Source organism: Chitinophaga sp. W3I9, assembly GCF_050434025.1.
In the GTDB taxonomy this organism is placed as follows: Bacteria; Bacteroidota; Bacteroidia; order Chitinophagales; family Chitinophagaceae; genus Chitinophaga.
The window spans coordinates 1,007,488-1,031,033 of record NZ_JBNPWC010000001.1 but is presented as its reverse complement, the minus strand read 5'-3'; the positions used below and the strand labels follow the sequence as shown (position 1 = coordinate 1,031,033).

At 47.2% G+C, this 23,546-nt stretch carries 8 protein-coding genes; 2 read left to right on the top strand and 6 right to left on the bottom strand.

The genetic code is table 11. From position 1 onward, the window contains the following. Window positions 1-367 precede the first annotated feature (367 nt). The gene (gene uvrB / locus QFZ51_RS04495; protein WP_429043613.1) at window positions 368-2,422 is read right to left on the bottom strand and encodes an excinuclease ABC subunit UvrB; all 2,055 of its coding nucleotides are present in this window, start codon (window positions 2,420-2,422) and stop codon (window positions 368-370) included. Window positions 2,423-2,526: 104 nt separating this feature from the next. Here uvrB and QFZ51_RS04490 point away from each other — a divergent pair, with 104 nt between their 5' ends. Continuing rightward, window positions 2,527-3,318 carry a S1/P1 nuclease gene (locus QFZ51_RS04490; RefSeq protein WP_429043610.1) on the top strand — a complete coding sequence of 264 codons (792 nt, stop codon included), beginning with the start codon at window positions 2,527-2,529 and terminating at the stop codon, window positions 3,316-3,318. 218 nt (window positions 3,319-3,536) lie between these two features. Here the strand turns inward: QFZ51_RS04490 and QFZ51_RS04485 are convergent, their stop codons facing one another. Continuing rightward, window positions 3,537-4,460 carry a PfkB family carbohydrate kinase gene (locus QFZ51_RS04485; RefSeq protein WP_370909096.1) on the bottom strand — a complete coding sequence of 308 codons (924 nt, stop codon included), beginning with the start codon at window positions 4,458-4,460 and terminating at the stop codon, window positions 3,537-3,539. Window positions 4,461-4,538: 78 nt separating this feature from the next. Next, window positions 4,539-5,954 carry an MATE family efflux transporter gene (locus tag QFZ51_RS04480; RefSeq protein ID WP_429043607.1) on the bottom strand — a complete coding sequence of 472 codons (1,416 nt, stop codon included), beginning with the start codon at window positions 5,952-5,954 and terminating at the stop codon, window positions 4,539-4,541. Window positions 5,955-6,410: 456 nt separating this feature from the next. On the opposite strand from QFZ51_RS04480, the gene QFZ51_RS04475 reads away from it, so the two are divergent. Continuing rightward, window positions 6,411-6,914 carry a hypothetical protein gene (locus QFZ51_RS04475; RefSeq protein WP_429043605.1) on the top strand — a complete coding sequence of 168 codons (504 nt, stop codon included), beginning with the start codon at window positions 6,411-6,413 and terminating at the stop codon, window positions 6,912-6,914. Between the two features lie 212 nt (window positions 6,915-7,126). Here the strand turns inward: QFZ51_RS04475 and QFZ51_RS04470 are convergent, their stop codons facing one another. The 3 genes from QFZ51_RS04470 to QFZ51_RS04460 all read right to left on the bottom strand — a co-directional run bounded on the left by QFZ51_RS04470 (window position 7,127) and on the right by QFZ51_RS04460 (window position 23,328). Further along, window positions 7,127-9,181 (bottom strand): OmpA family protein, encoded by a 2,055-nt coding sequence (locus QFZ51_RS04470; protein ID WP_429043603.1) that lies wholly within the window; start codon window positions 9,179-9,181, stop codon window positions 7,127-7,129. A gap of 63 nt (window positions 9,182-9,244) precedes the next feature. Further along, window positions 9,245-10,252 (bottom strand): PorP/SprF family type IX secretion system membrane protein, encoded by a 1,008-nt coding sequence (locus tag QFZ51_RS04465; RefSeq protein WP_429043600.1) that lies wholly within the window; start codon window positions 10,250-10,252, stop codon window positions 9,245-9,247. Between the two features lie 89 nt (window positions 10,253-10,341). Further along, entirely contained in the window at window positions 10,342-23,328 is a 12,987-nt protein-coding gene (locus QFZ51_RS04460; protein ID WP_429043597.1) for a gliding motility-associated C-terminal domain-containing protein, read from the bottom strand. Window positions 23,329-23,546: the final 218 nt, after the last annotated feature.

The following is a 23,546-nucleotide window of genomic DNA, read 5'->3' as shown; positions in this document are numbered from 1 at the left end:
ATTTAAAACATCAAATAGAAGGGTCTAAAAATAGAAATATTTGAATAAGAGGTACGATAATTAGGATTAAATCAATGATATTATAATTTATAATAATATTAATTATTATTTTTTAAGATATAGCGGCTTTCAGGAAGATAAAATATTGATCTAAATAATTGAATATCAGTAATATTAGAAGAATATTAAGGAAAGGTTAACAATTTTCAAATTTGCCAGGTGCACGCGCTACTGTAATAAGGGAACAAGCCGCGCAAACACCTGTTAAACAACAATATATAAATTAATAATTAATCACTTTAATTGCTGGAACAACTAATTTATATTACAAATAATTGCATATAATGTTCTGAATTTGCGAAGCCGATTATTGTTTCATTTCGAGTAATTCGCGCTCCATTGCAAACATCTGATCCCTCAAACGGGCGGCTTCCATGAAATCAAGATCGCGGGCAGCCTTCTCCATATCTTTCTTCACTTTGGCAATCGACTTCTCCATCTGTGGGATGGTTTTTACATTGGCTGCAGAGGATTTTGCATAAGCCATCGCATCTTCCGCTACCAACAGCACTTCATCATGGATAGCCATCGGTGAGTTTTCATCGAAGTGCTTGATTTCCAACACGGAAGTTTGTCCCATGATCTGTTCTTTGCTTTTACGGACAGTACGGGGCGTAATATTATGTTCTATATTAAATGCCACTTGCTTCTCACGGCGGCGATCCGTTTCGTCAATCGTCCGCTGCATGCTCTCCGTGATCTTATCAGCATAGAAGATCACCAGCCCGTCCACATTACGTGCCGCACGACCCGCCGTTTGTGTAAGAGAGCGCTCATCGCGCAGAAACCCTTCCTTATCGGCATCCAGGATAGCCACCAATGATACCTCCGGCAAATCCAACCCCTCCCTCAGCAGGTTTACCCCAACCAATACATCTATATTACCTAACCGCAGGTCACGTAATATTTCAATTCGCTCCAGGGTGTCCACCTCAGAATGGATATAACGCGACTTAATATTAATACGTCCAAGATATTTGTCCATTTCTTCGGCCATGCGCTTTGTCAGGGTGGTTACCAGCACGCGGTCGCCTTTTTGCACCCGCTTGTCTATTTCTTCCAGCAGATCATCCACCTGGTTCACACTTGGTCTCACTTCAATAGGAGGTTCCAGCAGGCCTGTAGGCCGCACCACCTGTTCTACCACTACCCCTTCTGTTTTCTTCAGTTCATAATCACCGGGGGTAGCGCTCACAAATATGGCCTGGTTCACCATATTCTCAAATTCATAAAAGTTCAGCGGGCGGTTATCCAGTGCGGAAGGCAACCGGAAGCCAAATTCCACCAGGTTCAGTTTACGGGATCTGTCGCCCCCGTACATCGCCCCGATCTGCGGAATGGTCACATGGCTTTCATCCACCACCAGCAGGAAATCTTTCGGGAAATAATCCAGCAGGCAGAAAGGCCGGGCGCCGGGCTTACGACGGTCGAGGAACCTGGAATAGTTTTCAATACCACTGCAATAACCCAGTTCACGGATCATTTCCACATCATAGTTTACCCGGTCAGACAGGCGCTGCGCTTCTATCAGCTTTCCGTTAGCTTTAAAATATTCTACCTGTGCTTTTAGCTCATCCTGTATTTCATATATGATCTGCTGCATCATATCCTTTGGAGCCAGGTACATGTTCGCGGGAAAAATGGCCGCGTTGTCTACCACTGTGATCCGCTTACTGTTTTGCACATCAATAGTTTCTATCTCTTCTATCTCATCTCCAAAAAAAGTAATCCGGTAACCATAATCCACATAAGGCAGGTTAATATCAAGGGTATCGCCCTTTACCCGGAAGTTACCCCGGTTAAAATCGCCGGTAGTACGGCTATACAGGGAGTTTACCAGGCTATGCAGCAAGGTATTGCGACTCACCGTTTGTCCTTTCTGAATGCGGATAATACCATTTTCATAATCTGTGGGATTACCGATACCATAAATACAGGAAACGCTGGCTACCACAATAATATCCCGTCTGCCGGAAAGCAGGTTGGACGTCGCCTTCAGCCGGAGCTTATCCAGTTCCTCGTTAATGGCCAGGTCTTTTTCTATATAGGTATCACTTACCGGCATATACGCCTCTGGCTGGTAATAATCGTAATAGGAAACATAATATTCTACGGCATTTTCCGGGAAAAACTGCCTGAGTTCGCCGTAAAGTTGGGCCACCAGCGTTTTGTTATGGGTCAGCACCAGGGTAGGGCGCTGCACCTGCTGGATAACATTAGCAACTGTAAATGTTTTACCCGAACCCGTTACCCCGAGGAGCGTCTGAAACGGTTCGCCTTCTTCGATTCCTTTTGTTAATTGTTTGATCGCTTCCGGCTGATCACCAGCTGGAGCGTATGGAGCATGTATATTAAAAGACATATTGAAATTGTATTTGAGCAGTATCTGTAAAAATACTAAAGAATATGGAAGTGAAAGTGTTAAAAAAGAAGCTTTAATTTGCTGCCACAATCAAGAAAGGACTTATGAGAAAAAAAATTTTAATAGGGCTGATACTGGCCTTCCTGTTACCCATTGCCACCTTTGCCTGGGGCCCCAACGGGCACCGTATTACCGCCGAAATAGCCTGGCTTCATCTTACCCCCCAGGCGCGTAAAGCCATTACGAATATCCTGGGCCGCGAAAGCCTGGCGATGATCGCCAACTGGCCTGATTTTATCAAATCAGACACTACACACCAGTACGATCATACCAGTAAGTGGCACTACCTCGATTTTCCCGGCAATATTGACCGGGCAAAATTTGATCAGCTCCTGAGCGCAGCCAGCGGTGAAAACCTGTACACGGAAACACAGGCCATGATAAAGGATCTGAAAAACCGTAACCTGCCGAAAGACAAACAACGGTTTGCACTCACCTTCCTGGTTCATATGATGGGCGATATGCATCAGCCACTCCACGTAGGCCGTGATGAAGATATGGGCGGAAACAAAATCGCGGTTATGTGGTTTGATAAACCTTCCAACCTGCATAAGGTATGGGACGAACAATTGATCGATTTCCAGCAGCTGAGTTATACAGAATACACCAAAGCGCTGGACATTGCGTCTGCAGCGGAAATTAAGGCCATGCAGCAGGGTTCTATCGCCGACTGGATGTTTGACTCACACCAGCTCTCCGACAGGGTATATGCTTATACCCAACCTGATGCCAAGCTCAGCTACCGCTACAATTACGTTTTTGTAACCGACCTGAACCAACAGCTGCTGAAGGGGGGCCTCCGGTTGGCGGCTGTTCTTAATAGTATTTACAAGTAGCGCCTTCGGCGCTGGGAAATTGTCTTGGGCGCTGATTATACTGATTTTCGGATTTTATTTTTTGGATTTTATTATAATTAATAAGGGAGATATAAGCGGATAAGTCCGCATATATCTCCCTTAATCTTATAAAATCAAAACTGATCAAATCCAAAAAATCAGTATAATCAGCGTAATCAGCGCCCAAGACAATTTCCATCGCCGAAGGCGATCCTCTGCTACACCAGGTCAATATCGAAGTTCACCAGCTGAACAAACTGCTCCAGGCGGGCCGCAATATCTTCATGGGTAATTTCGCGGATGCGTTCTGTTCCGAACTTTTCCACGCAGAAAGAAGCCATAGCAGAACCTACGATGATAGCGGTTTTCATGTTTTCAAAGGAAATGTCCTTTGTTTTAGCGAGGTGGCCAATGAAACCTCCCGCGAAAGTATCGCCGGCGCCGGTTGGATCATATACATCATCCAGTGGCATCGCAGGAGCGAAGAACACATGATTTTCGTAAAACAACAATGCGCCATGTTCGCCTTTCTTGATGATCAGGTAACGGGGCCCCATAGACATAATTTTACGGGCAGCCTTTACAAGAGAGTATTCCCCACTCAACTGGCGGGCTTCTCCATCGTTTACCATCAGCACATCCACTCTTTTCAGTACTTTCAATAAATCGTCCAGTGCTACTTCCATCCAGAAGTTCATGGTATCCATCACTATCAGCTTAGGACGTTCCTTCAACTGATCCAGTACACTCATCTGCACCTGTGGGGTCAGGTTACCAAGAATGAGGAACTCACTTCCCTGGTAGCTTTCCGGGATAACAGGCTGGAAATCGGCCAGTACATTCAGTTCTGTTGCCAGTGAATCGCGGGTATTCATATCCATATGGTACTTGCCGGACCAATAGAACGATTTTTCACCCTTCTTCACCTGCACGCCATCCAAAGCTACGCCTTTAGCAGTCAACGCATCCAGTTCTGAAGCGGGAAAGTCTTCGCCTATTACAGACACCTGGTTAATAGGCTGCACGAAATTAGACGCTGCCCATGCGATGTAGGTGGCAGACCCACCAATGATTTTACCTGACTTTCCAAAGGGGGTTTCGATTTCATCGAACGCCATAGTGCCTACGACTGTGAGTGACATGCTTATTGAGTTATTTTTATTATGTAAAAATTTAATGCAAACCTCGCAAAGGTAACTACTTATACAGAAAGCAGGAAGCTAAATCTTCACCTGCTTCCAGGTGCCCCGGCGAAACAGCCATATAGCCACCAAAGCGGAAGTGGACTCCGATATGGCCATAGCCCAGAAAACCCCAACAGGGCCCATTTTAAGCCATATAGCCAGTGTATAGGCCAACGGCATCTGGAATAACCACATAATAAACATATTGATCAACATAGGCGTGCGCGTATCACCGGCGCCATTGAAAGATTGGGTAAGCACCATACCATAGGCAAAGAAGACATAACCGGCACTCATTAACCGGATACACTGCACGCCATAGTTGATTACCACCGGATCGGTGGTAAAGAAACCAATAATGGCAGGCGCCCATGCCATAAATACTACTGCCACCACACCCAGGAAGATCATATTGAAAAAGGCAGCCCTCCAGGCCGATTTTTCGGCACGCTCCGGCTGCTGCGCCCCCAGGTTTTGCCCTACCAATGCAGCAGCGGCATTCGCCATTCCCCAGGCTGGCAATATGGTAAAGATCACCACCCTGATAGCGATCGTATATCCAGCTACCGCATCTTTTCCAAAATATGAAATGATCCGCACCAGGAAAATCCAGCTTGCAGAAGCAATCAGCATTTGCGCAGTAGCGCCGGCGGCAATTTTAAGAATGGCGCCAATCAATGGAAATGCCGGAGCCAGGTGTTTTTTTGTAATGCGGATCAGGTCTTTTCCTTTTACCAGGTGATATAACTGGTACATCACGCCTGTGCCCCTTCCAATAAAGGTGGCTATAGCAGCGCCTTTCAGGCCCAATGCAGGAACCGGACCCCATCCCGAAATTAACAGCGGGCATAATATAATATTCAGGCCATTCGCAATCCATAAAGAGCGCATCGCCAGCGCCGCATCACCCGCACCTCGAAAGATACCATTGATCAGGAATAATAAAATGATGACGATATTACCACCAAGTATTATCTGCGTATATTCGTGGCCGTAGTCAGCCACTTCTTTGGCAGCCCCCATTACCAGCAATATATCTTTCGCGAAAAATATTCCTGCTATACTGATGAGTACAGACACGAGCAATCCCGGGTATAAGGATTGCATGGCTGCATGCGCTGCGGCATCAGGATCCTTCTCACCGGTTCTGCGGGCAATCATGGCGGTTGCCGCCATACTCAATCCCATGGCGCCGGTATATACCAGCGTGAGCACAGATTCCGTAAGCCCTACCGTGGTAATAGCATTCACACCCAAATGACTTACGAAATAAATATCGACTACCGCAAACAATGACTCCATGGCCATTTCAAGGATCATCGGAATAGAGAGCAGAAATATTGCACGGTCTATACTTCCAGTGGTGAATTCTTTTTCACTACCGGTAACGGCTATCTTAAATAACTGAAAAAAACGACGTATACGCTGCGGTGCGTTCGTTAAAAGAGGCATAACTTACTTTTGAAAAATAACAATGAGGAACAGTGCACCATTGGCACTGCAAACTAAAACAGGAAAAGTGGGAGGGCGACAAACGGAAGTACCGTGGTCTGATTAAATTTTCATATGCTATCAGTTCTGGCATCTTATGATGCTTCGCAAATGTAATTTAATTTTTCAATCATCAAAAACCATCTTTTCAAATAGGCGGATCAACATCAGTTATAACAGGTATTTTCTTTCAAAGAGAAAATGCGATCGCTACGATCCACAATAGGTAAAGGTTACAGGCAGGCGAAAAAAATATTTAAAAAATACTTTACCTATAGCTGTAACTTTTTATTTCCACCTCCGTTTAACATTCCTAGTAAGCGCTGAAAACCTATATTAAAACAAGATCACAAATCACAAACATTACAATTACAAAACCACAATCGTAAAACCTTCATAAAAACTGAAATCATGCTTATGTTCAACAAAAACACACTCCTGACGGGAGTAGTGATCGCTACTGTATTGGGTATTACTGTAAGTTCCTGTAAAGATGATGATAATCCAACGCCACCTCCACCAACACCACGTTCCAAGACGTTTGATCTGAAAGGAGCCGGCGCAGACAGAGATAAAAAGGTAGGTGATATTACCATCACCGAGAACACAGATAGCAGTGTGAATGTTGTACTGAATCTCACCAAAAATGTTAAGGATGCGGATCATGGCGTTTACCTGATAGCCGGTACTGCCGCGGCTCCCAAAACAGATACCTTGCTGAAAGGAACGTTCAAAGGAACTGGTGCTGCACTGAAAATAGATCTTTTAACAAAAGTAAAATCTATTAAGGTTTCAAAGCCAGGCGGCATTCAGAAAGATACTGCATTCAAGTATAACAATGCGATAGAACTGAGTTCTCATCTGAAAGTGATGAAAGCTGCTGACACCATTGCTATTGGTCTCTTTGGCAAAAGCAACTAATCCGGAAGTTAAAAATTTACATTACAACTATTGAAAGCATGTTCACAAAATGAACATGCTTTCTCCTGTGTTATATTTAAGAAGGAGTCCTAATAATAATGAAATACTGCAACATCATCAAACAAAAAGCCGACCACGGGGGCCGGCTTTCTAAATGGTTATTACAGGATATGGAAGGATCCGGCTACCAACAGCCGGTTTAAGGGAAAACTTTATTGACTACTACTGTTACCATCTTCCACCTTTACCTGAACTTGTCTTTTTAACACCTTGAATTCAGTTCTGCGGTTAAGCTGACGTCCTTCAGGATTGTCTTTATGATTAGGCAGAGAGTTTGGTGCAATTGGTCTGGATTTACCGTAGCCTTTAGCAATGAGCCTTTCCGCGGAAATACCTTTACTGATCAGGTAATCCACACAGGATTGCGCCCTTGCCTGCGACAGTTTCTCATTGAATTTCACGGAGCCTACGCTATCGGTATGTGCGCTCATCTCGATAGTTAACTTCGGATTATCGTTCAGCATATCAACCACTGTATCCAATACTACTTTAGATTCTTCGCGGAGGGTTGCCTTTCCGAAATCGTAGTAGATATTATTAAGAACAATTGGTTTTTCTATTTCGTAATGCTTGAGGCAAAGTGTGGGATTATCCATTGAATCTATCCGCACTAAAGAATCTGTATTAAAATAGAGTGCTTTGGTGAAGTAATTATCTTTTTCAGCAATTACCTTGTAAAAGCGCTGTGGGTCTACTTCAAAGGTATACCTTCCGGTGGCGTCCAGGGTAACTTTACGGATTGTTTTCTTCCTCACAGTATCAAGCAGGGTAACAGTAGCCCCTTCCAGCGGGAGATGAGTATCGCAGTCGATGATCAAACCGCTTGCTATTTTACGGATGCGGTTAATACTGAATACTTCCAGGCAGCAGATAGATTCCCTGTCGGAGCTGATGAAGCCGGCTGCAAAAGGATGTGTATTATCCAATGCCGTATAATAGATATCATCCTTAGGAGAGTTCAATGGTTTTCCCATATTAACGGGAGCAGACCAGGTACCGAAATCGCCCTCGCTCTGGAAGAAATCGAGCCCTCCCAAACCTACGCGGCCATCGCTGCTAAACACGAGCAGGTTTTTCTCTGCATCGTAAAATGGCGCCTGTTCTTCATCTTTCGTATTGATGGCAGTGCCCATGTTGCGCGCTCCACCGGGTGTGCCGTTGGTCATGATGCAATACCACAAATCATTTTTACCCATACCTCCGGGCCTGTTGGACGCAAACAGCAGGTATTTTCCATCGGCCGTGATATAGGGCTGCATAGAATTATACCCTGCAACATTTACGTTCTCGCCTAATATTTTCGGTTCCGACCATACCCCGTTCTGGCGACTGCTAAAATAGATAGCGGATTGTTTCACGCCATCTTTCACAGACCAGCGGGTGATATAAAGTGAATTACCATCGGGGGTAATGGCAGATACTCCCTGATCGAATCCTTTGGCGGCAGGGATTTTTACCTTCTGGCTGTTGTCGAAAGTATTGCCGCTTCCGGTGGCTGTGTAAAGGTCATTTACATATGGGGTTCCTTTTTTTGCTTGTTTTTTTGTTGTGGGTTGCTTAACAGTGGTTGGCAACGGTGGGTTCTCAGCACGGGAAGAGGTAAACATTAAAGTGCCGGGATCCAAGATCACCGGCGCGTAGTTTGCTCCGCCTTCATTAACATTGCCGGCAGTTTTCACGATCGTAAATCTCGGTTCCTTATTGGATTCGGAAAGTGCGAATTCGCAGCAGGCAATTTCAAGCGGGGTTCTTACAGACAGTTCATCGGCGACGGTGTAGCTTTGTTTGAATTTTTTAAATTCATCCAGTGCTTCCTGGTACTTTCCATTGTACCGGAGGCAGATGGCATACCAGTATCGTGCCTGGGGATATGCCGGGTTATTAAACCCAACCAGCTGTGCATACCAGGTTTCAGCATTTCCATAGTCGTAGAAGAGCCGGTAGGATTCGGCCAGCCGGGCTACTACCTGTTGATAATCTTTTAGTTTACCACTGGGAGGAGCGCCTGCAACTGTATAGGGCAATACCTGCTCTGGCTTGATTTTGAAAGTGCCCAGTGCCTTATTGTAGTACTGTGCAGCGGAATAATAATCCCGTGAGCTATAAAAAACATCCGCAGTATGTTTAAAATCATAAACATATTGCGCTTGTATAGAGCTAATTATTCCTGCAAAAATCACCAGCCAACAGAGAGTAATTTTTTTCATGAGGGTTCCATTTCTTTTTTCTGTATAAGTTTTTGCCTCCATTCTGATCCGGTTTTTGATAGATTATAACCTGGGACAAATAAAGTATTCTTCGTTAAGCGTTCTTCTTTTGCGGCTGATAAAAGAAAGTGATATTTCAAAGCTCTGGCTGCCATTTACGAGGCGGCGCATGTTGGAAGTATTGGCATCATAGCTTAATCCCAGTACAAAGCTTTTGAAATGGAAACCGGCAAAAGGAATCACCGCATCATTGAAGCGGTAGTTACCTCCTACCAGGAAGTCGAATTCAGGATTTACCATTAGCTGCGCATACATACCTGCCACGATTTCCTCGGCATTGCCTTGTCGCATGTAAAGACCAGTAGGAGTAAGCGTCACGGCGTCATTCAACCTGATCTTGGTACCACCGTGAACAAGATATCTCACTGGCAGTTTTCTTTCGGTGCCATCGGAGGAAAACGGATCTTTCGGTTGTGTGAGATGTTGCGCTGCAAATCCGGCGAATGGGTTCAGGATATGATTTGGATTACCATCAAAAAACACAACCCCTGCGCCGGCGTCAAATTGATTGGAGGTTGTATTACTTACATTTTCTCCGTTAAATATGCTTGGATCGAAACCGGTTACCGGCTGATACTGGCTGCCTGTCTGGAATTTGGCAGGGTCCAGTCTTCTGTTGATCAATCCCGCATTAATCCCAAACACCAGCTGGCTGGTTTTGGTACGGCCAAATTTCACACCGGTATAAGAAACGCTGGCCATTGCATTAAAAAAGTTATAGCCTGCGTCACCTGCCGACATATTCATTACATTGATACCTACACCGATGTTCTTATCTGTGGCGGCATCTGCAGAAATGCCCACTGTTGAGAATGGCTTCCCATAATTGGCCCACTGATTACGATAATCAGCGCTAATCCGGTAGTCGCCATCTATTACACCTGTCAGAGCAGGGTTAAGCCATAACGGGTACGCATAATACTGCGAAAAGTGCGGATCAACCTGGGCAACAGCAGTGCGGGGCAATAGGCTGCTCCATAAAATCATTGCAACTATAAAAATCCTTTTCATAGGAACATTTTTAAGTATTTCTGGATAAACCGGGATGCCTTGAAGCACCCCGGTTTTATTTTTGATTTGATCTTGCTGATGAATCATCATTATCTCATGAGGGTCACGTTACCCTTCTTCGTGATCACGGTGCCATCCTGCATAGTAGCCTTCACTATCCATACATACACACCTACAGGTTGTTTCTGTCCGCTCATGGTACCATCCCATCCCTGACGCTGGTCTTTCGATGTGAATACCAACTGACCCCACTGGTTGTAGATCCTGAATTCAAGCTGTGCGATGGCGGTTCCATATACATACTCGATATCATTTATACCGTCACCATTCGGGCTGAACAGGTTTGGTACATAGATGTTGTTGCCTTGCGGGTTCTTCGTTTTGTCCGTTACTGCGGCAGACAGTGCACTGTTCTGGCAGGTGGATGCCCCGATGGCACGTACCTGGATCGTAGCACTCTGGTTCGGCTGCAGGCCGGAGATAGTATGTGTGGTACCAGTTGCACCTGAGCTTGGCGCTGTGAATGTGACGCCATTATCTACTGTCACTTCGTAGCGTTGTGCACCTGTAACCGGTGACCAGCGGAAGGTGATAGCGGTAGCCGTCGTGTTATCCACTGTTACAACTGGTGCAGGCAGCGGTTGTGCCAGGCTGACATCCACCCTTGTTCTGGCGGAGCTGGTGCAACCACCTGCTGTAAATGCTTCTACATAATAAGTAGCATTGGCATTCAGCGCCGGTGTAACAAATGTTGCACCTGTGGTTATCGGCGTACCGCCAGTGGCCACGGAGTACCAGCGGAAATCAACATCCGTAGTGGTGGAAGTAGCCATCAGTATGGCTGTGCTGCCCGGGCATACCGGATCGTTTCCGGTTACACGTGGCCCGGCTGGCGGAAGTGTTACTTCAACGCTTACCGCGGTACGTGTTGGACTTGAACAACCATTATTGCTGGAAGCTTCCAGGTAGTACATCTGATTTGCGGTTACCGCAGGTGTTGTATAAGAAGCACCTGTGGAGACAGCTGTACCGCCTGTTGCGGTAGTATACCATTTGTAGGTGAGCGTGTTATCCGGGTTCAGCGCATTCAGCGTAGCTGTGAGGCCGGTACAAACTTTAATGCTTGCACTGGCTACTGCAGGAGCAGCTGGCGACGGATTCACGGTTACTTCCACCCTTGTTCTGCTTGCACTGATGCAACCGCCGCTGGTAGATGCTTCCAGGTAGTATACGGTACTTACTGTTGGTGTGATGGTGAAATCTGCACCGGTAAATACTTCTACTCCGCCACGTAATACGGTAAACCATTTGTAAATGATGCCCGGCTGCCTGCCTTTCACAGAAAGTACCGCTGTGTGTCCGCTACATACTGTCAGCGGATCTGCCAATGGTGCGTCTATATCGTTGCGGACATTTGCTGTTACGGCTTTGCGTCCGCTGCTGCAACCCTGGCTGTTCAGTGCTTCCACATAGAAGGTGGTGTTTGAGGCCAGCGGTTTGGTTGCGTATGAAGTACCACTTGCGAGGAATACACCGTTGTTCTGCGCATCATACCAGCGATAAGTCAATGAAGCGTCTGCACCCTTGATACTGAATGTTACGGTGCCACCTATGCAGGTTGTCAGGTTATCCGCATTTACTTCCGGTATTGGCGGAGTTGGGTCAACGGTTACTGTTACCGCTGTTCTGCTGCTGGAGCAGCTTCCCAGATTCGCCTGCACATAGAAGGTAGTGTTCTGGGTAACCACCGGTACGCTGTACACTGCATCAGAAGAAAGCAGGTTGCCACCCGTTGCAGCATCGTACCACTGATAGGTAACTCCAGGTTTGATAGTTTTCACAGATACGGTGATACCTGTGCCCGCACATGTTTTAAGTGCGGAGGCTACTACATCCGGAGCTGTTGGCGGAGCCACTACTGTTACAGTAGCTTTCACCCTCGCGGATGGACTACCGCATTGACCCGTAGTTCCGGTTGCTCCCACATAATAATCCATGCTGGCGTTGAGCGGTCCTGTCTGGAATACCGGTCCTACACCTACAGAATCATTACCTGCGGCCGAAGTATACCATTTATAGATTATTCCGTTGGTAGCGGAGGTTACACGGAGTGTTCCGGAAGTTCCCATACAGATAGTGAGTGCGTTGCTTTCCAGGATTGGTGTTGGCGCTTGTCCTACGCCTACGGAAACTTTCGCTCTCACACTATTGCTGCAATTACCATTATTCGCTTCTGCATAGAAATCAGTACTTGTATTTAATGCGCCGGTTGTGTAGCTATTGCCTGTGGCAAGCAATGTACCTCCAGCTGCGGCGCTGTACCAACGATAGGTAACACCAGCCACAGGATTCTGGATAGAAAGTGTTACGCTGCCACCCTGACAAACGAACAGGGAAGTGGATGCAATTACAGGTGTTGCCGGTACGCTCTTCACGGTGATGGTGGCCTTCGTTCTGCTTGCGCTTGGGCAGCCTCCATTTACCAGTGCCTGTACGTAGTAGCTCGCTGTAGAATCCAGTGCCGTGATAGTAAACGTTGGTCCTTCGTTCACTTTATTGCCGCCTGTTGCTGCATCAAACCATTCGTAGGTAACTCCTGCGGCAGGATTTTGTATCTGCAGTGTTATATCCTGGCCTTTACAAACTTCCGCACTGTTGCTTACCAATACAGGAGCCGATGGTACCGGTACTACGTTGATCTTCGCAGCAGCTCTTACAGAAGGTTTACCACAATTTGATGTGTCACCGGTAGCTTCCACATAGTAGGTTACATTAGCGGTCACATTATTCACGGTAAAGATTGGGCCTGTAAACACAGCTACTCCGCCGGTTAATGTGGTGTACCACCTGTATGTGATATTATTCACAGAAGAGGTCACTTTCAGTACAGCTGTTCCGCCCTGACATGCTGTTACATTATTACTTTCCAGTATTGGGGTTGGAGCAACACCCACACCGATTGACACCTTCGTTCTGGCAGCACTGCTACATCCACCCAGAGAAGCTTCTGCATAGAAGTCTTTCGATGCGGTGAGGCCTGTTACCTTGTACACCGGACCGGTGAACAGTAATGTGCCGCCTGTTGCTGCGCTATACCAGCGGTAGGTCAATGTATTGTCCGCATTCTGAATGCTCAGTGTTGCGGTATCGCCTACACAGATGCTGATGGCTGATGCAGTAATAATCGGAGCTGGTATATTACCTACTGTCACTTTCACTTCTTTCGCGCTGCCGGCTGCATTTGCGCATCTGTTGCTTCCTTCTACTGTTACATAGTAAGAAGTAGTTGCGCTCAATGCACTGGTAGTATATGTTGCGCCTGATGCGAGGAATGTTGTCAGGGCAGCATCTGCATACCATTTGAATATTGGGTTTGTTACGGTAGTTGAAGCAGCTGTGAGTTTAACCGTAGTGTTTGCACAGATAGTTGTATCTGCCGCTACAATGTCTGATGGTGTGGCGGTATTATTCACGGTTACTTTTACTGCTTTCAAATCACCTGCTTTATTCTCACACTTGCCGGCGTTGCTTACACTTACATAGTAGGTGTATGTTCCTGGCATTAATCCTGTGATACTTAATACGCCTGTGCTGCTTACACCCTGCGTGATCGGACCGGTTCTGTCGGCATTAGCGTACCATTTGAATACAGGGTTCTGTACGGTAGTGGTAGTTGGTGTTAATACCGCTGTATCACCGGCACAGATTACTTTATCTGTGATCTGAATGTCGGCCGCTGTTGAGGCGCTGTCTACAGTGAGTGTAATTCTGGTGCGGCCGCTGTCGTTAGCGCAGTTACCTGCATTCACTGCTTCCACATAGAAGTTATAGATACCTGCCTGCAGACTGGCCGGCGTAGTATATTCATTACTGTTAGTTACCAATGTTGCTCCGCCTGTTGCTGCGTCGTACCAGTTGTAGCGAACACCTGCTACAGCTTTTACCCTGAGGGTAGTTGGTGTATTCAGACAGGTAGATACATTATTGGCTTCCGGAACCGGAGCTGATGGTGATCCCTGAACGGTTACTGTTATCGCTGCGGATGCGGCGCCCGGACAACCGTTCCTGGTTGGTACTACTGTATAAGTATGTACTCCGGAATCGAGTGTGGTTGGCGTTACATATGCAATACTATCCAGTAAATGATTACCCTGGCTGTTGTACCAGCTGTAAGTGATACCTGGTGCAGGATTTATTACGCTGAGAGTAGCTTGACTACCCTTACAGATAGTAGCGTTGTTCACCTGTACTTTCGGTTGAGCAATAACGCGTTGTGCGTAGTTGAAGTCAACATCGAGTAAGGCTCCCAGGATACCTGATCTGAGTTTCACTTGCACACCGTCAAACTGCTTGGTTGGTACAAACCACAGGATAGCGCTTCTGCTACCGCTCAGCAGATCCAGGTGCAGGATCGGATTGGATGTTAATACGGAATCACCTGGGGTGTTACCGTTGTAGGTAGTGAGTTGTATACTGCCGAGCACCGCTGCAGAAAGGATCTGGCTTGGGTTAGACAGTTTCACTCTTACAGTATCACCCGGAGTAGATAATCCATTGAAGGTTACTTTCTGGAACACCGTTGCATTGATAGCTCCGAGGTTTATCACCAGGGAAGATCCTGTGCTTGTAAAGGCATCCACAGCGAGTTGCGGGTTATATACATTACCCAGCACCAGCAAGCCGGATCCGCCAATTGTTTGTCCGGTAGCGGCTTCACATGGCACCTGACCTGAAGGAGTTACGGTAATTGCATTCACCGCTATCCTTGCAGACTTACAGGTTGCTGCACCCGGCAGGGCTGCTTCCACCCAGTAGGTAACGGTTCCCAGGGCGGTAGACGCAGGACCTTCGAAGGAAGCACCTTTAAATAAGGTGTCTGTTGCTGTTTGTGTTCTGAACCAATAGAATTCTGCGTTAGCCGCATCTGCTTTTGCAATGAACAGCGGACGCTGGCCAATCACAACGGTGTCGTTTACAGGTGTTACTGTTGGCGGCGCCAATGATGTACCTGTTTTAACGGTAACCGCTGTTCTGGTGGCAGATATGGTATTACAGCTATCGTTGATAGCTTCTACGTAATAGATTGCCTGTGCAGTTACGTTGGTCACAGTAAATGTTAAGCCGCTGTCCGGAACCGGATTCAGTCTGGTTCCACCAGTAGCCACATTGTACCATGCGTAGCTGTATCCACTTACCGGGTTGTTAATGGCAAGTTGGGCATCAGATCCGGCACATACTTCCACATTCGCAGATCGTACTACCGGAGGCGCAGGCGCTGCCACCACTTTTACATCCACCCTTGTGCGACCACTGCTGGCGCAATTGTTCCTGAATGCTTCTACCAGGAAGGCAGTATCTGTAGTCAGGGTACCGGTGGTGAAGGATACACCATCTTTACCTGTGAGATAAACACCTTTGCTGGTGTACCAGCGATAAGTAACGCCTGCTGCAGGATTCTGTACATCCAGTTTGGCGGTACCGCCAGCGCATACTGTTACCTGTGCTGACTGAACTTTCGGAGCTGCCAGTGCACGTTGTGCGTAATTGAAGTCTACCGTGGTTAATGCACCGAGTATGCCTGATTTCAGTTTTACTTCTACTGCATCAAATGCTTTGGTCGGTACAAATTCGAGGATAGCCTGTCTCTTGCTGCTCAGTATAGTGAGTTTAATGAGCGGGTTATTTACCAGGAGAGAATCTCCGGGAGTGGTACCATTATAAGTTGTTAACTGCACACCACCCAGCAGTGCTGCAGAAAGCACCTGGCTTGGGTTCGACAGCCATACCCTTACGGTATCTCCAGGAGCAGATACTCCGTTGAATTTAGTTCTTTGCCATACCTGTGCGTTCAATGCGCCCAGGTTAATTACCAGTGAAGATCCGGTGCTTAAGCTGCCATCTACTGCCAGGGCAGGATTGTATACATTACCCAATATGAGTAATCCGCTGCCGCCAATTGTTTGCGTAGAAGCGCCTTCACATGGACCAGGATCCGGACCAGGTTCAGGTCCGTAAACTATTACTGCAGGCACCCTGATAGATTTGCAGGAAGCACCGCCTGTTAACCTGGCTTCCACCCAATAGGTAACGGTTCCTATTACATTGGATACAGGAGGAGTGTATACTGGTCCTGTAAACAGACTATCATTACCAGCCTGACTTGCATACCATACAAACTGAACATTTGCCGTATTGGAGGTTGCTGTCAGTGCAGTTTGTCTGCCTACTACAGTTGAATCCGGATTTGGCGTTACCACCGGCGCGCTCAATGAAGCAGATATCACAATGCTGATGGCTTGTCTGCCTGATGCAGCACCACAACTGCTAACCGCTTCTACATAGAAGGTAGTATCCCTGTTAACCGCTGTTACATTAAATACAAAGCCGCTGTCGGTATTCAGTTTGGTACCGCCGGTTGGCACATTGTACCAGTTGTAGGTCAGTTGATGATCCGGGTTAGAAACCTGCAGAGACGCATTTGAACCAGGGCAAATATTCACGGTAGCCGGAACTCCTGGTACAGGAGGAGCAGGTGTAACGGTAACGGTTACAGGTATACGATCCGGGTTAGGACAATTGTCTGGTCCGCCCAGTACCGCTACATAGTAGGTTACTTTACCTGCTACTTTCAGCGTATCAGTAGTGTAACTGTTTTGTGTGCTTAATACGGTGCTGCTGGTTGAATCAGCATACCACCGAACAGATGTGCCGGCCGCAGGAGTTACAGAAAGCGTAGCCTTGCTGTTGATACAAGCGGTTGCATTTGTCGTATTTACAGTTGGTTTAGGATATATGATCCTTGCACCATAAATATCAATTGAATTCAGGAGATTCAGTACACCTTTCATTCTTACTTCTACCCGGTTGTAAGCAGCAGGAGCTACTACGGTAGCCAGGAATTGCTGGCCATTGAGTAACCGCAGGGTAAGCAATCTTGAGAGGGTGTCTGTTTTAACCAGTACATTATTGTTATAGAGAGAAATCAGTGTACCTCCCAGGAGACTTACGTCCGCCAGTCCTACTGAATTACCAAGACGTACCTGAACACTGTCTGCTGCAGATCCTGCATGCGGGAAGATCAGCTGTTGATATACTGAGCCTCCGAGCGCACTAACAGGTACAGACAGCGTAGTGAAGTTGGTTTTGCTACTGTCTATATCATTAGTAGGATTATTTACACTACACAGGATACAACCCAGGGTAGTACCTGAGGTCTGACTGGTTGGAACATTACAATCCGGAGAAGGAATCACAACTCCTGTTACTTTTACATTTACAGTTGCACGGGCAGATTCGCAGGCGCCGGCAATTCTTACCGCCGCATAATAAGTATAAGTGCCCGGTGTGTTAAATGGTCCTACCTGGATGGTGTCACCCATACCCTGAACAGTAGTCGCATCTCTATACCATACAATAGTGGCCCCTGGTACCGGTTGAGCGCTTAATATCGCTTTTACACCGGTGGTTACCACCACATCGCCGGTTACAACCGGAGCAGCTGGAGCTGGTACCACACGTACTGTTGCTGCCTTCAATGTACCGGCTGCATTTTCACACTGACTGGTTCCGGATACACTTACATAGTAAGTATAGGCGCCGGCAGTCAAGCCAGTGATGGTCAGGTTGCCTGTGCTATCCAGTGCATAGCTTACCGCGCCTTCTACCAGGCCGTTGGTAATTGGAGATGTTTTGTTTGCATTTTTATACCACTTGAATACAGGAGCGGTAACACCTGCTGCAGTTGGAGTTAATACTGCTGGTCCGCTGGTGCAGGCAGTAGTAGTATCTGCGATAGTGATATCACCTGACTGGCTGATTGGGTTAACTGTTACCCTAACCGGCACCCGGTTTGGATTCGCGCAACCATTTGCGCCAACCGCCTGAACATAATAGGTAAATGTACCTGCTGTTTTCAGCGTGTCGGTGATGTATGTATTTAAAGTGCTCTTTATAATAGTGGTAGTAGAATCGGTATACCAGCGTACAGTTGTACCTGCTGCCGGTGTTACTGTTAATGTGGCAGGTTGACCAGCACATACCACCACGTTTTGTGTGGTAACTGTGGGATCCGGAACAACTGCACGTACATCATAGATGTCCAGTGAATTGAGCAGATTAGCAACACCTGTCAGCTTTACTTCCACGCGATCATAAGCGCCGCCTGCCGGAACAGTAGCAAAGTAGCGGGTACCGCTCAATATTCTCAGCGTGAGCAGCTGGGATAATGTTTGAGTGCTTACAACGGTTGAGCCGTTATAAACAGTTACCACTGCACCACCGAGCAGGCTAACATCTGCCAGTCCGCCTGGTGAAGCCAGTTCAAAGCGGATACTGTCTGATGCCGCACGCACTGCAGGGAAGATGAGGCGTTGGTAAACTGAACCTCCCAATAAACCTACCGGTATATTCAGGCGGGTGAAATTAGTAGGAATAGAATCAATGTCGTTGTTTGGATCAACAACGCTACACAGCACGCAACCGAGCGTAGTTCCGGTTACCTGGCTGGTAGGCACGTTACAGCTGGCAGGTATAACCGGACCAGTTACTGTAATCACGATTGGCAAACGGTTGGATAAACAACCACCTGCCAGGCTATCGCCTACATAATAAGTATATACTCCCGGACTTGCGAACGGAGGCAAAGTAATAGAATTGCCAGTAGCAATTGGCGCCAGCGTAGTATCGCTATACCACAGCACAGTGGCGCCCGGAGCAGGCGTTGCGGTGATGGTTAACGGCAACCCGGTGCTGATAGTATAATTCTGTACCACTGTTGGCGGAGCCGGAGCGCTGACAACTTTGATGGTAGCAGCCTTCAAAGTTCCGGCTGCATTTTCACAACGGTTAGCACCGGATACACTTACATAATAAGTGTGATTACCTGGTGTAAGGCCGGTTACACTAAGCTGACCGCCTGCGGTGATGGCAAAGGTAGCACCGCCAATAACAGCACCATTTACAATCGGCGTAGTTTTATTAGCATCTGTATACCATGTAAATACAGGTGTAGTAACACCGGCTGCGGTTGGTGTCAACACTGCCGGTCCGCTACCACAACTGGTTGTGGTATCTGCTATGGTAATATCTGCCGCAGTAGCCAATGGATTTACAGTGGCTGTAACCGGGATACGGTTTGGATTTGGGCAGGTGCCGTCCATTACCTGTACATAGTAGGTATAGGTACCGGCGGTTCTCAGCGTGTCTGTTGTGAATGTAGGTTGATTACCCAGGGAAACGCCGCCGGTTGAATCAGCATACCACTGAACAGTGGTACCAGCGGCCGGAGTGGCGGTGAATACGGCACGCTGACCAGCACATACTGCCACATTTTTGGCGGTAATAACCGGATCCGGAACAACGGAACGCACGCCATAGATATCCAGGGAGTTAAGCAGGTTCGCTAACCCGGTTAATTTTATTTCAACGCGGTCATACACGCCACCAGCAGGTACTGTGGCATAGTAACGGTTACCGCTTAATAATCTTAAAGTAACTAATTGTGATAAATTCTGAGTACTTACCACAGTAGTACCATTATATACAGTGACTACTGCGCCACCCAGTAAACTTACATCTGCCAATCCGCCTGGTGAAGCCAGGTCGAAGCGGATGCTGTCGGTTGCATCACCTGCGGCGGGGAAGATGAGCTGTTGATAAACAGCGCCTCCCAACAAACCTACCGGTATATTGAGGCGGGTGAAATTGGTACTAACGGTGTCGATGTCGTTGGTTGGGTTTACAACGCTACACAACACGCAGCCAAAAGTTGTTCCGGTTACCTGGCTGGTAGGCACGTTACAACTGGTGGTAGTAACAGGACCTGTTACCGTGATGGTGATCAGCACGCGGCTGGAAACACAACCACCTGGCAGGCTGTCGCCGGCGAAGTAGCTATATACACCCGGCGTAGTAAACGGCGGCAAGGTAATAGAATTGCCGCTGCCAATGGATGCCTGTGTAGTATCGCGGTACCAAACTATCGTTGATCCCGGAGCTGGTGAAGCTACCAGTGTTAATGGTAAGCCGGTAGATACGGTGTATGACTGAACCAGCGTAGGAGGTGCAGGAGGGGTAGTTACTTTTATAGTAGCAGATTTCAGGCTGCCGGCTGCATTTTCGCAACGGTTGGCACCTGATACGCTTACATAATAAGTATGATTACCCAGTGAAAGGCCAGTGACAGACAGGCTGCCGGCTGCATTTATAGTAAAGGTGGCGCCACCAATAACAGTGCCGTTGGTAATGGGCGTTGTTTTATTGGCGTCTGCATACCATTTAAATACGGGAGTTGTTACGCCTGCGGCTGTTGGTGTGAGTGTGGCAGCACCACTTCCGCAAACGTTAGTAGTGTCTGCAACGGTAATATCAGCTGCAGTGCCCAATGCGTTCACGGTAACGGTAACCCGTATACGATTTGGATTCGCGCAGGTACCATCCATTGCCTGTACATAATAAGTAAAGGTACCGGCGGTTCTTAACGTATCGGTCGTAAATGTCGGCTGATTGCCCAGGGAGATATTGGTGGTTGAATCAGCATACCACTGAACAGTAGTACCAGCAGCTGGAGTGGCTGTAAATACAGCGCGCTCGCCAACGCATACGGTCAGATTGCCGGCTGTAATAACAGGATCCGGTACAAGAGAGCGTACACCATAAATATCCAGGGAAGTAAGCAGATTCGCTACGCCCGTAAGTTTCACTTCCACGCGGTCGTATACGCCACCAGCGGCCACTGTAGCATAGTAGCGGGTTCCGCTCAGTAATCTTAAAGTGAGCAACTGGGATAAAGTGTGTGTACTTACAACCGTTGTTCCATTATAAATGGTAACTACAGCGCCGCCAAGTAAGCTTACATCTGCCAGTCCGCCTGGTGAAGCCAGATCAAGACGAATGCTGTCTGTTGCATCGCCTGCAGCAGGGAAGATAAGTTGTTGATAAACTGATCCTCCTAATAAACCTACCGGTATATTGAGACGGGTGAAATTCGTAGAAACCGTATCTATATCAAATCCAGGATTTACAACACTACACAATACACATCCCAATGTGGTTCCGGTTACCTGGCTGGTGGGCACGTTACAACTGGTAGTGGTAACAGGGCCGGTTACGGTAATGACCACAGGAACACGGAAAGACGTACAACCTCCGGTAGTTTTTACACCTGCGTAGTAAGTAAATACACCAGGACTGGTAAACGGAGGCAGGGTGATGGAGTTGCCTACTGCAACCGGCGCCTGCGTGGTATCGCTGTACCATTCAATAGTAGCGCCGGATACTGGTGTGGCTGTTAACACCAATGGTATTCCGGTTGTTACCGCGTACGTTTGGGAAAGTACCGGTGGCGCAATTTGCGCGGATACAGTTACCGGAGCCGCCTTCAGGGCGTTAGCTGCATTTTCACAATGATCGCTGTCCGATACGCTTACATAATAGGTGTATGATCCTGCAGCAAGACCGGTAATATTTAATTTTCCGGTAGTATCGATGCTGTATTTAACGGCTCCTTCTATCAGGCCATTTGTAATAGGCCCGGTTTTATCAGCATTTTTATACCAGCTGAATACCGGGTTATTATTAACAGTTGCAGAAGTAGGGGTAATTGTTACGGTATCCGCGATGCAGCCCTGTGTAGTGGCAGGAACAGTAATATCTGCAGCGGTAGAGAAATTATTAACCTTTACAGTCACCAAAGTTTTGGCTGATTCGGTTGAACAGCCGATCCTGGTGGCGGAAACATAATAACGGAAACTTCCGGCAACACCTACAGGAGGACTGTAACTGGTGCTGTTGGAAGCTACCACAGTGGTTTGGGTAGAGTCGTACCAGCTATAAGTTAACCCTGCTTCCGGACTACTTACATTCAATGTAAGCGGCGAATTCAGGCAGGTAGTTCTCAATATCCCACCAGCTGTTGACGGACCTGCCGGGAAACGTTGTATTTCATGTACTCTCAGGGAGGCGAGTGCGCCTGCCAGCCCGGAGCCTATCTGCACTGTTACGTGATCGAAAGGCGCTGTAGGCTGGAAAGTTAACGCCTGTAAATTTCCTCCTCCTGAAAGAAGATTGAGGCGCAATAAATTGCCATCGGCCTGAATATTATCAACTACAGTACCTCCATTATAAGTAATAATTCTAACAGAACTAAATAGCTGTAGGGTAAGCAGCGAAGCAGGATCTGACACTACCACACGGATAGAATCACCTGCTTTAGAGAGACCAGGGAATACTGCAGTAACCTGGGCACTGCTGCCTAACGCCCCAACAACGCTGCTCAGCGTTGCATAATTGGCTGCAGTAACAATACCATCACCTGCAGCAGCAGGATTGGTTACTACTCCAAGTGAAGCTGCCTGCCCGGTAACGCCGTACAGCACATCTATTGCAGCGCCACAGTTTATTGTACCTGAAGCAGGTGTATCATAATATGCTGAGAATACCTGTATGCTACCGGCTACTCCTGCTAATCCGCCATCTACTGTTACTCTTACACGGTCGTATGTGCCGCCTGGAGCAGGTAAAAATATTTCCGCCTGGTTGCCACTTGCCAACAGGGTTAATACTGAGTTATTGGCAAAGACAGTACCACCTACCGGCGTACTGCCATTGTAGGCTTGTACATAAACGCCGCCAAGCAGGTTTAAATTTACCAGCGTGCCGAGTGTGCCGGCAGTACCTATTTTAACTACCGCAGGCGTATTATTGGTAACGGCAGCCGGAAAAATCAGGTCCTGTGAGGCCGTAGCGCCCAACAGTGTTACCAATGTAGAAATAGTGGAGGCTGTAGTAAGGGAGCCATCCACTGCCTGTGTACCATTTGTTACACCACAACCGATGCAAAGTCCGGAGGCTCTGCCTACTTGTGTATTGGCATATACCCTCGTGGTATAGGTTTGCGCCTGGCTGTCCCGCGCGCCTATACCGAATAGTAATAATAGTAGCAGAAAACTTTTCCAAGCTATTGACCCGGCTTTATGAAAAAAGTGGGCAACGCTGGTTTTCACAGCTTCCTTCCCTGCAGAGCGAGGGAAACAGAAAAGGGCAGTAAAAGGGCTATTAGGAGTAGCTTTTGAATGCATAGCATCAAATATTTGAATAAAAATTGTTCAGTTTCATTGCATTACAACAAAACTCTAAGGGCGGCAGGCAGGTTAGGAATAGCTTGGGGAAGGGATACTGGTTGATAAAAAAGTATACTTCCTTGCGGTCATTTGTTAAAAGAATGTTACAAGAACGCTACGAATGTATACTGAAGGGCTGATTTTTGGATGTGTCTTTCTTGTTCATTTCCGGCTGA

Excerpts from the sequence above, each read along its gene's own strand:
- uvrB (WP_429043613.1), bottom strand. The coding sequence starts at position 2,422 with ATGTCTTTTAATATACATGCTCCATACGCTCCAGCTGGTGATCAGCCG.
- QFZ51_RS04490 (WP_429043610.1), top strand. The coding sequence starts at position 2,527 with ATGAGAAAAAAAATTTTAATAGGGCTGATACTGGCCTTCCTGTTACCC.
- QFZ51_RS04485 (WP_370909096.1), bottom strand. The coding sequence starts at position 4,460 with ATGTCACTCACAGTCGTAGGCACTATGGCGTTCGATGAAATCGAAACC.
- QFZ51_RS04480 (WP_429043607.1), bottom strand. The coding sequence starts at position 5,954 with ATGCCTCTTTTAACGAACGCACCGCAGCGTATACGTCGTTTTTTTCAG.
- QFZ51_RS04475 (WP_429043605.1), top strand. The coding sequence starts at position 6,411 with ATGTTCAACAAAAACACACTCCTGACGGGAGTAGTGATCGCTACTGTA.
- QFZ51_RS04470 (WP_429043603.1), bottom strand. The coding sequence starts at position 9,181 with ATGAAAAAAATTACTCTCTGTTGGCTGGTGATTTTTGCAGGAATAATT.
- QFZ51_RS04465 (WP_429043600.1), bottom strand. The coding sequence starts at position 10,252 with ATGAAAAGGATTTTTATAGTTGCAATGATTTTATGGAGCAGCCTATTG.
- QFZ51_RS04460 (WP_429043597.1), bottom strand. The coding sequence starts at position 23,328 with ATGCATTCAAAAGCTACTCCTAATAGCCCTTTTACTGCCCTTTTCTGT.